Below are 13,062 nucleotides of genomic sequence, written 5' to 3'. Positions count from 1 at the left end.
GTGTTTCCTGTGCGGCGTCAGACAGCAGTCAAGCGACAACGCCGGCCCCCTCCCAAGGCGCCGGCGCATTTCTCAGGCCCTAGGCACCGGTCAGCAGCGGCTTGTAGCGGTTCCCAAGCTCAAGCATGTCCTTGACGAACTGTGCACATTCTTCGACACCCCCGTTGTTGAGATATTCCGGCGTGCCGTTTGCGGCGACGTAGGATTCCATCAGCGCAGGATCCTCGAAGGTGGCGTTAAACGTCTCCACCAGCTTTTCAAACCGGTCAGGATGATTGTCCGCAGCCGCCTTGTGGATGCCAAAGGCCCGTGACGAAAGCATCTCGGGCAGATCAAGATCAAAGGCGTCATTGATGTTTTGCGCATTATCCAGGGCCTCACCGACCTTGTTTTCGCCAAACACCAAGACGGTCTTGACGCTGTCACCCGCGGCAATCACGGACCCGGAGGTCAGAACGGAGAAATCAACCTCACCCGTAACGGCCCCTGCGACGGTGTTCTTGCCGCCAGACAGCGGGATCAGGTTGAAGCTCGCGCCCGTCGCCTCGCCCAAGGCCAGAATCCCGATGGAGGCCGGATGCGCCATACGGCTCGTGCCCACGGTCAGGGTCCGCTTTTTACCTTCGGCAATGATGTCTTCGATGGATTGCAAGCTGCTTTCAGCGCCCACGAACGCGCAGCCCGGATCGGTGTCGACCCGGCCAAAATAGAAGTAATCCTCCACGTCAAAGCTCGGAGCCTGCACCGCCCAGTTCAGCACCTCCGGCCCCATGTTGCCAAAGATCAGGTTGTAGGCGTCAGGCTCGGCCTTGCCCATGTAGATTTCATAGCCCACGCGACCCGAGGCGCCGGGATAGAATCCGGGCTCAAAATCCACCCCGAGCTTGGTCTTCCAGACACTGGAAAACGCACGGAAGTTTCGGTCGGCACCACCGCCTTCGCGGGTCGGAATGTAGACCTTCATGTTTCGGTCGGGGAAACTGGACGCCCGCAACAGACCCGGCGTGGCCAGAGTCATCGCAGATGCCGCGATGCCGGTGCCGAGAAGCATCCGGCGGTTCATTTTCATCTTCGTCATTCTGGTATCCTCCCTTGAATACATTTCTCCTTGCGCCTTTTTTGTTCTGAGTTCAGGCTTGGCGCACTGCCTGAACATTTGGTTGTCAGATAAGGCTATCCGCTCATCAGCCCGGTCCCTCCCGACCAGATCAGCCGCAATGCCAGAACAGTCAGCACGGCGTTGAGCAGCAAGTGAAAGCGCTTTTCGTTGATCTTGGTCAGCACCTGACGGCCCACGACTGTGCCCAGAAAGCCGGCTGCGATCAGCAAGGCGACAAATCCGATCCACTGAGAAAAGGCAAAGCCCAGAAAGCCGAAAACCAGGATTTTCAGCAGGTGCTGGATGGTCATCAAAGCGGCATGGGTGGCCACATGACCCATCCGGTCGAACCCTTGCGCTTTGACAAAGGTCGCCACGAAGGGGCCGGTTCCGCCGAAAAACATCGTCAGAAAACTTGAAAGAACGCCCGTAACGCTGGATGAGTTGCGCATAAAGCCGGGGGGTCTGAAAAAGACCGACCACAAAATGAACATGCCGACCCCAAGCTGGATGGCCCCCGCAGGCAGTTGCACCACCATTGATCCACCGATTGCCACCCCAACGATGGCGCCCAGCAAAAACGCCGGGATCACCGCGCGCTGGACATGGCCCAACATGATCGACAACCGCCCGGCGTTGGAGCCCAGCTGCACCAGACCGTGCACCGGGATGATGGCTGCGGCAGGCAAGAGCACCGCCATGACGGCCAGCATCACCGCCCCGCCGCCAATCCCGAAGGCCACCGTGATGAAAGACGCCACAAAGCTCAGCGCCGCCAGTGTTCCTGCGACAGGCCATCCAAGGCCCGCGTGGATCAGCTCGGGGGTCATCGCACCGCCTCCGGGAAAAGCTCTTCGGGAGAGACGGGGCGGGCGGCAAGGTACTGCGCGCTGGAATACCGGCAGATCGCGGTCAGCTCCTTGCGGTTGGCCTCAAACCCGTAGGGCCAATAGTCCTGACCCATCGCAGCGCGGGTCGCTTCCATGGCTTCGTTCAGCCAGGGCAACGAAAGGCGATTGGCCGACCCGAGCCACACGGCATTCAAACGGTCAAGCGCGATGTCACGGGCCTTGGTAAAACCGTCAAGCAGGGCCTTTGGCAACCACGGGTGCGCCGTGACCAGTGATTTGCGCACGCCGATCAGATGCATGATCGGAAAGAACCCCGTCTTGCGGTGATAGGCGCGTTCGGCCGGGCCGAAGTCCAAGATAATGCGTCTGATCGCCGGGTCATTCTCCAGAAACGCCTTTGGCGGGTTGGGGGCCAAAAGCGCATCAATCTCGCCCGCCAGCAAGAGGTCCTGAAGCGTCTCACCGTCCTTGATCGGCGCAACAACCATGCCGTCGGGCAGATCAAGGGCCAGTCTTTCGTGCCGCACGCCGGTGTCCAGCGCCCCGGTGCGCCAGTGCAGTTTCGTGCAATCCACACCGTATTCATCGGCCAGCAGACCGCGCATCCACAGGGCGGCCGTCATCTGATACTCGGGCACCCCGACACGCTTGTCCGCCAGATCGGCCAAGGTCTCGATCCGGGCATCGCGGTGCGCGTAAAACCCGCTGTGCCGAAAGGCCCGGCTGATAAAGGCCGGGATAGCGGTATAGGCGCTTTCGCCGCGCGAAACCTGCAGCACATAGCTCGATACCGACAGCTCGGTGATGTCGAACCGCGCCTCCTGCACCGCAAGTGGAAAGAGCTTGCCAGTGGGCAGGATGTGACTGTCAAACGCCACGCCCGGCACGGTGACCCGCCCGTCATGCAGCGGCATGACGCGGTCGTGGTCCCAGGTGGCGAGCGTCAGCTTCATGCGCGCGCGCCTGCGTAGTATTCGATGCGCGTTTCCAGCCGGGCGATGAGATCGGCAAGGGTCAATGCAAAGGCAAACAGGATCAGGATGAGCGCCCAGAAATGCGCCATCAGGAAGTTTTGCGAATAGAGCGAAAAGAGCGCGCCCACCCCGATGATGGAGACCAGCAGCTGACCGATCACAACCCCCTTGACCCCGCGGATCACACCAAGGCGCACGCCGGCCAGGATCTCCGGCATGGCGGACCACAGGATGATGCGAAAACGCGCGACGCGCGATGCGCCAAAGGAGCGCGACATCTCCATCAGCGAGGGCGAAACATGCAACACCCCGGCCCGCGTATCCAGCGCAATGATCCAGACGGCAAACATGAAGACGGTCACCACCACGGTGGGCATCCCCATGCCGAAAAGGATCATGATAACCGGGACGAGCGCCGACAGGGGGGCTGAGAGAAAAATATTCACCCACATGTTCAACAGGTTATCGGCGGCCTTGACCAACCCCATCAACATGCCCAGCCCCACACCGATCACGATGGCCAGTGTCAGACCGCCCAGGTAGCTTGCCACCGTCAGGCGGGCCGCTTCGCCAAAGCTTGGCGTCGTCAGAACGTCCGGCAGGGCCATCAGCACCTCCGAGAGCGGCGGGAACAGCAACAACAGCTCAAACTGTCCGACAAATTCCCAAAGTGCGGCCCAAAAGAGCAACGCGGTAAACCGGGGAACCTTGAAGCCATAAAGTTCCATCAGCTACTCCACATAGGCTCTGAGCCCGGTCCAGATCTCATCAATGAGATCAAGGTACTCGGGGTTGCGACGAATGAGATCCGGGTCGCCGGACCGGTCAATCTCCGGCGTGACGATGCGGTTGAGCCGCCCCGGACGCGGTGACAACATGATGATCCGGTCCGACAGGTACACGGACTCTTCGATGGAGTGGGTCACGAGGATGAAGGTCTTGTTCTCCACCTCGCGCAGACGGATCAGGTCTTCCTGGAACTTGCGGCGGGTCTGCTCATCGACGGCTGAAAAGGGCTCGTCCATCAGCAGAACATCCGCATCCACCGCCAGTGCGCGGGCCAGCCCAACCCGCTGGCGCATTCCCCCAGAAAGCTCATGCGGGTATTTATCCTCGAACCCCGCAAGCCCGACCTCTTCGACGTAGTGGCGGGCGCGGGCCTCCCGCTCGGCCTTGGCCACCCCCTGAAGCTCCAGCCCGAAAGCCGCGTTACGCACCACTGTGGCCCAGGGCATCAGCGCGAAGTCCTGAAACACAAAGGCGCGTTCCGGACCCGGACCCGTCACCGGGCGGCCATTGACACGGACCTCACCGCTGGTGGGTTTCAGCAGGCCTGCGATGATTTTCAGCAGGGTGGTCTTACCACACCCGGAAGGGCCCAGCAGCGAGGTCAACTCGCCCCGATTGAAATCGAGGTTGATATCCTGAAGCGCGGTGACGGTTTCGCCGTAGACCTTGTGCACGCCGCGCACCTCAATGATCGCGTCCGTGGCCGCCTGCTCCTGTATATTGATCGCTGTATTCATGTTCATCAGGCGCCTCGTTTCTCAGGCCGGAAAATCGTAATCTCCAGACGGTGCAGCAGCGACACGGCGATGACCGCAAAGGCCACGATGGAAAAGATCGCCGCATACATGTGATCGAACTTCGCAATCGAGCGGTTGAAGGTAATGAGATCGCCGATCCCTGTCGGGGTGATCAGCAACTCGGCCAGCACCACGCCCGAAAAGCCTTCGGCGACGCCGAGGCGAATACCTGCAAACATCATCGGGCTGGCGGCGGGCAGGATGACCTTGAACACCTGTTGCGACCGGCTGCCCATAAAGCTCTGGCTCATATCCACCAGAGAGGGCGGCACGTTGCGCACGGCCTTGTAACTGTTGATGGCAATCACCGGCATGGCGAGCATGCACACCGCCAGCACCTTGGCGGTCAGCCCGATGCCGTAAACAAAGGTAATCAGCGGAATGAGAGCCGCCATCGGGGCGGCCTGCATCGTGATAAAGATCGGCAGGGTGATCCATTCGGCATCCCTGCGCAGGCCCATTAGAACACCCGCCCCGACACCAATGCTGAGCGAGATCACCAGGCCGATCACCAGCGGCTCCAGCGTGCGCCCGTAGGCCATGATCATCGACCCATCCGCCAGCATGGACCAGAGGGCCGCCATCGTCTCGAAAAAAGTTGGAAAAGCCCAGTTGAAGTTGGTCCGTCCCGCAATTTCCCACACCGCGCAGAAGATCGCGAGCGAGGCCAGCCGCCACAAAAGCGGCGTGCCACCCACCATCGCAAAAGCCCTGCTGGTGGGGCCTGCAATCAGGCCGGAGTTTGTCTGAACACTCGACATTCCATCTGTCCTTGCGTGAGACTGCCGCCCCGACCGATGCCGGGGCGGTCAGACCGGGGTCAGTTCGATGCTTTGGCCGCGTCGAGCACTGTGAAATCCCAATACTCTGCAGGGTTCACCTCCTCGGGGTCGCCCTCGACCTGTCCGGCAGCGGCCAGAAAGGCGATGTCATCGCGCGCATCAGAGGGTTGCCCGCCGTTCAGAGGGTAGATGCCGTTTTCCACAGCCTCGGTGTAATAAGGCACCGCCTCGGCAATGACGTCTTCCGGCAGGTCCGGCAGCAGATCATACTGCAGGCGCAACTCTTCGACGATGGCGGGATTTTCCGCGATGTCGTGCCAGGTGCGCAGCAGCTCTTCGACAAAGATCTGCATCTCATCCGCGCGCCCTTCGAGAACGTCCGCGCGGGCGTAAAGTGCTTCATCCGTGGCATTCACCCCGTCCAGCGGCAACCGCGCGAACTTATCGCCGCCCTGCTCTTGCAGGAGGCGGAAGTTGGCAGCGTCCACGATCGACGCATTGATCGTGCCCTGCAACATCGCGCCTGCACGCACTTCGGAGCCCGGAACATACGAAACGTTGGCGTATTCAATACCGTGGACCTTTTCCATCAGCCGCATAAGTGCCTCTGTGCCGGAGCCACGCGAATGCACGGTAATCTCCTGCCCGTCCAGATCAGCCCATCCCGCGTAGACCTCGGAATTCACAACCGGGAAGAACAGCAAGGTCGACATGCGGAAAAACATGCGGATCGGCGCTTTGGAGTTAGCCATGAAAGCATAGGGTGCCCCCACACCGATATGCGCTTCACCGGACAGAACAGCCTGCACGGCGACATCCTCGGAATTGAAGAATGTCATCTCCATGTCCACGCCCCGCTCTTTCGCCCGCTCCATCGCAATCAGCAGGTTGAGGCTTTCAACGCTTGCAATATCGCCCAGGCCGACGCGCAGTGGGTCAGAGGCCAGCGCCCCGGTCGCCGTCATCGCAAACGCGGTGACCGCGCCTGCGGCTTTCAGGATTAGTCTTCTTGAAAAGGACATGTGCTCCTCCCTTGGTGCATGTCGATGTATCGAATTCAGACGATCCTCTGCCGGGACCTTTCGGAATGATGCTGCTCTGATGTGCTCCTAGCCCTCCTCGAAAAGACGTTTGGACACGGATTGCAGATGCGCCCGCATGGCATCCTGTGCCGCACCGCGGTCGCGGCGCTCGATGGCCTCTGCGATGGCTTCGTGTTCTGCAAAGCTGGAATGCTCGGCCGATGGCCTTGGCGTACTGCGCGTTACCGCCCCGAAAGCCACCGCGCGGCGGACCTTGTTCAACTGATCGAAAAGCCCCAACAGCAGCAGGTTGTCCGACGCCTCGGCGATGGCGCGGTGGAAAAGATCGTCCTGAGTTTCATAGTCTTCCCAATTGGTCGCGGCGCTCGCGCGCTCCTGCGCAATGCGCATTCTCGTCACTGCAGAGGCAGAGGCATTCAGGGCCGCCTCGCTCGCCAGGGCAGGCTCGATGCACAACCGTGCGCGGACCATCCGCAACGGCGTGATCTGACGCGCGACGTCTGTCGTCCAGTCCGCGACGTTGGGCAGCGCCTCCTGACTGTCGCGCGAAATAAAGGTGCCCTTACCCACGTGACGCCAGATCACCCCTTCGCGCTCCAACGCGTCAAAGGCGCGGCGCAACGCGCCCCGCGGCATCCCCAATTTCCCGATCAGATGACGTTCTGCTGGCAGCCTGTCGCCCGGCTGGTAGTCCCCCTTCTCGATGAAGGCCCGCACGCGGCTGACGATCTCGATGTCATCCGACGCGCGATCAATCAGCAAATTGGTTTGATATTGGTTAGCCAAAGCATTCATACCTGCCCAAAATACCTGTATCTTGACTATAATCAATGTATTCTTTTGTATACATAAAAATTGGTTTGGATTGATTTGTTTATTCGACGCGTGTAAGACACAAGGAATCATCAAAACTCAGGGAGAGTTCTATGTCCGACTTCGTGATTCCCGTTCCACCGACAGTCTCTGTACCTGTCGCCAGCGGAGGTACCTTTCCCGTGCGCCGCGTGTACTGCATCGGGCGTAACTACGCCGCCCATGCCGTGGAAATGGGCCACGATCCGGACCGTGAACCCCCGTTCTTTTTCCAGAAAAACCCTGATGATCTGAACACAACCGGCAGCTTTCCGTACCCGCCCCAAAGCACCGACGTGCACCACGAAGCAGAAGTCGCCGTCTTTCTGAAATCCGGCGGCACCAACATTCCGCTGGAAAGCGCGCTGGACCATGTCTACGGCTATGCCCTCAGTCTTGATATGACCCGCCGGGATCTTCAGGGTGTCGCAAAAAAGATGGGACGACCCTGGGAGATCGGCAAGGCTTTCGACGCCTCCGCCCCGGTTGGACCGATCCACAAGGTGGAAGAGGTCGGCCATCTTGACCACGGCAAACTGACTTTGAAGGTCAATGGCGATATCAAGCAGGAAGGGGACCTGAACCAGATGATCTGGAAGGTTCCCGAAATGATCTCTTACCTGTCGGAGTATTACACCCTCGCCCCCGGCGATGTCATCCTGTCCGGCACGCCCGCCGGGGTCGGCCCGGTGCAGAAAGGCGATAAGATGACAATCGACGTCGAGGGTCTCGGCGCCATGACGGTGACCGTCGTCTGACGCCTGTTACATTGAGATTCTAGGCTTGTGCGGGCGGGGCATCATACCCCGCCCGCCTTTGATTTTGAAAAACGGATTGCGAGCTGGCAGTGGCAGACCCGTGGTCACGCAGCGAGGTTCCACAGCCGCGAGAAGTGACGCAAGGGTAGACTAGCCCTGCCCGCCTTGGATCGCCTAGGGTTTGCCCAGCGCTCAGCAAAGAAGCGAAACCAACCGGGAGAAACCAGATGAGATACTTAACAGCATTCGGGCTGGCCACGATCCTCGCAACACCCGTTCACGCCTCGCCCATTATAGATCAGTTCACGAGCTTCTGGGTGCTGGGAGACAGCCTGTCCGACAATGGGAATACCGCGACCATGGTGTCCCGCCTCGCGGCACAACAGGTGCCCCCGATCCCGCTGCCGGGCGGCTCATCCCTGCAACAGCCCGGCGTCTCATCCGATGGTTTTACCTGGGCCCGTGAATTTACAGACGCATTTGCCGCCGCCGGCAAGGCCACTGCAAACCTGTCGTTCGGCGCCGCCCGCGCCGGGGGCAACGGCAGCGGCCCCCCTGATCTGGATGCCCAGGTTGCGGCAGGTGACAGTTTCACAACCTCCTTTGAGCTCAATGAATTCCTGACCCTGTCCGGCACAACGCCAAAGTATCCCGACGGTCAGGGCGGGCTGCTGGACCGGCAATCGGACTGGGGCAGCACCCCTTTGGTGACGGTTTTCGTCGGGGGCAACGACTTTCTGGACGCCGCGGAGGCGATCAGCAACGGGGCTGATCCGACCGTCACTCTGCCGCAGGTTGCTCAGGCGACCTTTGGGGCGGTTCAGGCAAACATCAAAGCGCTTGTCGGGGCCGGCATCAACGACCTTGTCGTCATGAATGTGCCGGACTTTTCCGTCATTCCACTCTTCAACGATGACACCACAGGTCTGGGCACCGCGCTGTCAGATACAGTGGTAAATTACAACAGCGCGCTGGGGCTTTATCTGTACGGGCTGCGCGCCACTGGCGTCAATGTCACCAGCGTCGACATCTACGGCGCGTTAACGGATGCAGACCGGCTGGCCCCCCTTGGGTTGCGCGATACTCAGAATGCCTGTGTACTGACCCCCGGCGTGGCGGACTGTTCGGGATTTCTCTATTTTGACAACATTCATCCAACGCAGAACGGACACGGGCTGATCGCTGATTTGACGCGCGAAGGCTTGGTGCAGACCTACGACATACAACCCGTTCCACTTCCGGCCCCTGCCTTAATGCTCGTGACAGCCCTCGGTGCCACGATGGCTCTGCGCCGGCGCCGGGAAAAGGCCGCATAGCCAACATTCCGGCGCTTTTTCCGCCGCGCTCAGGTATGGCACCCGCTGAAAGCAACGCCTGCGACGGCATCCTGCCCGAAGGTTGCTTCCAGCAAAGTCGCGTTCTGTTCCAGAACAATCTTTGCATCCTGGATTTCCGCGCCGGACACTATCGTGGCGCGGCTTCCGGCAGTGTCATCCACATCAACGGTAAAAACAATGCGCCCGCCCGGCGACAGCGACATGACAGGCAGTACGATCACGTTGTCACCATCGCGCACTTGCGGTACCTCCGATAAAAACGCCTGCCCCTCCACCAGTTCAAGCGGTTGGAAAACCTGCACGCCAGCCCCCTGCCCGGTCACATCGAAAATCAAACCAGCCGCCGAGGCGCCAAGATCGATTCTGAGGGTAAACTCCCCCAGTGGACAAGAGCCCGCATTCTCAACTGTAAACCGATCTTTGGGGGCAGCTTCGTCGAAGCGCACAACCACCTCCGCAATCGCCGGGGGCAGAGGGTCGCAAAAAGGGCGGCAAGGGTAAGGTGCTTCATCTCCGATCTCCATCCTGTTCTGACTTCAGATAACCCCAGCAAGGCCACGACCCGCGCGTCGATCAGTAGGCCGGATACATATGAGCGACTTCCGAGAACATGCGAAGAAATCATTTGCGAACAGCAGCCGGTACATACACATTGGGCCGTCGGTACAGCCCAGCAGATCTGGGCGGAGGCGATGCTGCGCCGCATCCGAGGTCGGGCAAGAGCCCAAAGTGCCATATGCAGCGGCGCGTGCGAACGGTCGCTTTTGCGCAAACTGGCACAAAAGACCGCCCTATGCTGAGTGATCACATCGTACTTCATCTAACGCCTGTCAAAGCCTCTTTTTGACAGAAGTTGGGCATAAGCCGCGTGTTCATGCCGCCTGCCAATAGGATCCGCCCAATGTTTCGTCTTGCGACGTGACATCAAAAGAATACCAATATGTGGTATTGGGAAATCAGTTAATCCTTGGGGGAGTATACTCATGTCCATCACGCTCAATCGCCGCAGCTTTCTTACTAGCACCGCCGGCTTTATCGCACTGCATCCGTTCTCGGCCAATGCTGCAAACAATCAGGCGCATTTACGGATTATGGAAACGACAGACCTGCACGTGCATGTGTTTCCGTATGATTACTATGCGGACAAAACGCGCGATACAGTTGGGTTGGCACGCACGGCTTCCTTGATCAAAGCCATCCGTGATGAAGCGTCCAACTCACTATTGATAGACAACGGCGATTTCCTGCAAGGTAACCCAATGGGTGATTACATTGCCTATGAGCGTGGCATGAAGGAAGGCGACACGCATCCGGTGATCGAAGCGATGAACACGCTTGGTTTTAATGCATCGACGCTGGGCAACCATGAATTCAACTATGGCCTCGATTTCTTGATGAAATCGCTGGCCGGTGCAAATTTCCCGGTGGTGAACGCCAACGTCGCGCTGGAACTGGGGTCGGATCCGACCAAGGACAAAACGCTGATCCCGCCGTATGTCATTCTGGATCACAAGGTGACGGATGGTGCGGGCGCTGAGCACGCGATCAAGGTGGGCCTGATCGGATTTACGCCGCCACAGGTGATGAACTGGGACCGGCGCCATCTGGAAGGCAATGTGCAAGCCCGAGATATTATCGAGACGGCCATGGCTTATATCCCGCAGATGAAGGAACAGGGTGCAGACGTCATCGTTGCCCTTTCGCATTCCGGCATTGGCGCGGCGGATGCGTCTGAGGGAATGGAAAATGCATCGGTTCCCTTAGCCGGGCTTGATGGGGTGGATGCCATTCTGACAGGTCACAGCCATCTGGTTTTCCCCTCCGCCGGCTACGCAGATTTCGCAGGTGCGGATGTGGAAGCAGGCACGTTGATGGGCACCCCCGCCACGATGGGCGGGTTCTGGGGCAGCCACATGGGCCTGATCGACCTGCTGGTTGAAAAAGACGGCAATGAATGGCGCGTTGTATCCGCAATGTCTGAAGCCCGGCCGATTTCCAAGAGCAACGATGACCGCTCGATCACCCCGCTGGTTGAAAGCGATGCAGCGGTGTTGGCTTCCGTGCAAACCGAGCATGACGAGACGCTGACTTATGTTCGCCGCGCTGTGGGCAAAACCGACGCACCCCTGCACAGCTACTTTGCCCTGGTCGCAGACGATCCGTCGGTTCAAATCGTGTCTATCGCGCAGCTCTGGTACATTGAACAGATGATGAAAGGGACAGAGCACGAAGGCTTGCCGATCCTTTCCGCAGCAGCACCGTTCAAGGCTGGTGGCCGTGGTGGCCCGGAGTACTTCACCGATGTACCGAAGGGCGATATTGCCATCAAGAACGTCTCTGATCTGTATCTCTATCCAAATACCGCCCGTGCGGTGCGGGTTACAGGTCAACAGGTCAAAGACTGGCTGGAGCGTTCAGCGGGCATCTTTAACCAAGTTACACCCGGCGCGCAGGACGTTGTGCTGCTGAACCCTGCGTTTCCAAGCTACAACTTTGATGTGATCGATGGTGTCGAGTATCAAATCGACCTTTCACAACCTTCCAAATACGATCCCAAAGGCGTGCTGCTGGATGCAAACGCAAGTCGCATTGTCAATCTGACCTATGATGGTGCACCGCTGGATATGGCGGCCGAGTTCATCATCGCAACCAACAATTATCGCGCAGGCGGTGGCGGTGATTTCCCGGGTGCAACATCAGAGACTACCGTGTTTGAAGGCCCGGACACCAACCGTGATGTCATCGTGCGCTATATTGTCGAAAAGGGCACAATCAGCCCGCGGGCAGATAGCAACTGGTCATTCGCACCGATGGAAGGCACCACAGTCCTGTTCGATACAGGCCCTGCGGCCAAAGCCTATCTCGATCAGGTTGACGTCAAAATAGAACCCGCTGGCGATGGTCCAGACGGTTTTGCACGCTTCCGTATCTCGCTCTAGGGGTCTGCATACGTCCAAAACAAACGTTGCTCTTGCCGTAGAGCCAGAGAGATATTGGTTAGGCTGGGGGCGCTCAGTCTAATCAACCAGTTCAAAGTTCTCACCGCGTTTGCAGGCAACGAGGTTTTGAGTCGGTTGAACAACCAATTGCGCCAAATGCGAAAAGGCAGTGGCGAATGTCAGCAAAGATGCTAACAGCACCCATACGTCAAACACCGCGAAAGACAGGCTTGGCGTGCCCCGTTCGGGTGGTCCGGTTTGATTGTTAGTGCATCGTGGGTCTCGGGTCCATCTGGACGATGCTTTCTGGGGCGGGCGCGCGATAGCCCAATGCGCTATGTGGCCTGACCGTGTTGTAGTGTATGCGCCATTGCTCGATCAGGATTTGGGCCTCCCACAGGCTGTAGAACAGCTCGCCGTTGAGAAGTTCATCGCGGAAGCGTGCATTGAAGCTTTCGCAGTATCCGTTCTCCCATGGCGATCCGGGCTCAATGTAAGCGGTCTTGGCACCGACCGCTGCGATCCAATCCCGCACCTTCTGAGCAATGAACTCGGGGCCATTGTCGGATCTTATATATTCTGGTGGCCCGCGCAGGATGAACAGGTCCGTCAGCGCGTCCAGCACGTCTGTGGAATTGAGCTTGCGGTCGACGCGGATCATCAGCGCCTCCCTGGTGTATTCATCAATGATGTTCAGTGTCCGATAGGCGCGGCCAGCGGCGGTACGATCCTGCACGAAATCATAGGACCACACATGATTGGGACGTTCGGGCCGCAGACGCACGCACGACCCGTTGTTCAGCCAGAGCCGCCCGCGCGCCATTGTGCTCGAACCAATGGC

13 protein-coding genes are annotated in these 13,062 nt (G+C 59.1%); 3 read left to right on the top strand and 10 right to left on the bottom strand.

Going from position 1 to position 13,062, the window contains the following annotated elements; genetic code table 11:
- Positions 1–79 precede the first annotated feature (79 nt).
- The 8 genes from H7847_RS22095 to H7847_RS22060 form a co-directional block, all read right to left on the bottom strand.
- Positions 80–1,078, bottom strand: coding sequence for a Bug family tripartite tricarboxylate transporter substrate binding protein (locus H7847_RS22095; protein ID WP_227271664.1), 999 nt, complete (start codon positions 1,076–1,078; stop codon positions 80–82).
- Between the two features lie 95 nt (positions 1,079–1,173).
- Positions 1,174–1,929: a sulfite exporter TauE/SafE family protein gene (locus H7847_RS22090; RefSeq protein WP_227271663.1), complete on the bottom strand. Its 756-nt coding sequence runs from the start codon at positions 1,927–1,929 to the stop codon at positions 1,174–1,176.
- Positions 1,926–2,903, bottom strand: coding sequence for a substrate-binding domain-containing protein (locus H7847_RS22085; protein ID WP_227271662.1), 978 nt, complete (start codon positions 2,901–2,903; stop codon positions 1,926–1,928). The genes H7847_RS22090 and H7847_RS22085 overlap by 4 nt, the downstream gene beginning before the upstream one ends.
- Positions 2,900–3,652 (bottom strand): ABC transporter permease, encoded by a 753-nt coding sequence (locus tag H7847_RS22080; RefSeq protein WP_227271661.1) that lies wholly within the window; start codon positions 3,650–3,652, stop codon positions 2,900–2,902. Before H7847_RS22080 ends, H7847_RS22085 begins: the two co-directional genes overlap by 4 nt.
- A 3-nt stretch (positions 3,653–3,655) precedes the next feature.
- On the bottom strand, positions 3,656–4,456 hold the full coding sequence (locus tag H7847_RS22075; protein WP_227271660.1) for an ABC transporter ATP-binding protein: 801 nt from the start codon (positions 4,454–4,456) through the stop codon (positions 3,656–3,658).
- Complete coding sequence (locus H7847_RS22070; protein WP_227271659.1) at positions 4,456–5,271, bottom strand: ABC transporter permease; 816 nt, start codon at positions 5,269–5,271, stop codon at positions 4,456–4,458. The genes H7847_RS22075 and H7847_RS22070 overlap by 1 nt, the downstream gene beginning before the upstream one ends.
- 59 nt (positions 5,272–5,330) lie before the next feature.
- On the bottom strand, positions 5,331–6,314 hold the full coding sequence (locus H7847_RS22065; RefSeq protein ID WP_227271658.1) for an ABC transporter substrate-binding protein: 984 nt from the start codon (positions 6,312–6,314) through the stop codon (positions 5,331–5,333).
- An 87-nt stretch (positions 6,315–6,401) separates the two neighbouring features.
- Entirely contained in the window at positions 6,402–7,121 is a 720-nt protein-coding gene (locus H7847_RS22060) for a FadR/GntR family transcriptional regulator (RefSeq protein ID WP_227271657.1), read from the bottom strand.
- 140 nt (positions 7,122–7,261) lie between these two features.
- Between H7847_RS22060 and H7847_RS22055 the strand changes: the two genes are divergently transcribed.
- Positions 7,262–7,945, top strand: a complete 684-nt coding sequence (locus tag H7847_RS22055; protein ID WP_227271656.1) for a fumarylacetoacetate hydrolase family protein — start codon at positions 7,262–7,264, stop codon at positions 7,943–7,945.
- Positions 7,946–8,172: 227 nt separating this feature from the next.
- A complete protein-coding gene (locus H7847_RS22050; protein WP_227271655.1) occupies positions 8,173–9,261 on the top strand; it encodes an SGNH/GDSL hydrolase family protein in 1,089 nt (362 codons plus the stop codon).
- Positions 9,262–9,290: 29 nt separating this feature from the next.
- Here H7847_RS22050 and H7847_RS22045 read toward each other — a convergent pair whose 3' ends face one another.
- Positions 9,291–9,728: an aggregation factor core gene (locus H7847_RS22045; RefSeq protein ID WP_227271654.1), complete on the bottom strand. Its 438-nt coding sequence runs from the start codon at positions 9,726–9,728 to the stop codon at positions 9,291–9,293.
- Between the two features lie 537 nt (positions 9,729–10,265).
- Here H7847_RS22045 and H7847_RS22040 point away from each other — a divergent pair.
- Positions 10,266–12,221 carry a bifunctional 2',3'-cyclic-nucleotide 2'-phosphodiesterase/3'-nucleotidase gene (locus H7847_RS22040; RefSeq protein WP_227271653.1) on the top strand — a complete coding sequence of 652 codons (1,956 nt, stop codon included), beginning with the start codon at positions 10,266–10,268 and terminating at the stop codon, positions 12,219–12,221.
- 265 nt (positions 12,222–12,486) lie between these two features.
- Here the strand turns inward: H7847_RS22040 and H7847_RS22035 are convergent.
- On the bottom strand, positions 12,487–13,062 hold a 576-nt coding region (locus tag H7847_RS22035), incomplete at its 5' end, for an IS3 family transposase (protein WP_227271652.1).

The sequence above is a fragment of the Roseobacter weihaiensis genome, from assembly GCF_020622345.1.
Classification (GTDB): Bacteria; Pseudomonadota; Alphaproteobacteria; order Rhodobacterales; family Rhodobacteraceae; genus Roseobacter; species Roseobacter weihaiensis.
Note: the sequence above shows the minus strand (reverse complement) of the source record. Positions and strands in the feature narration are given on the sequence as shown.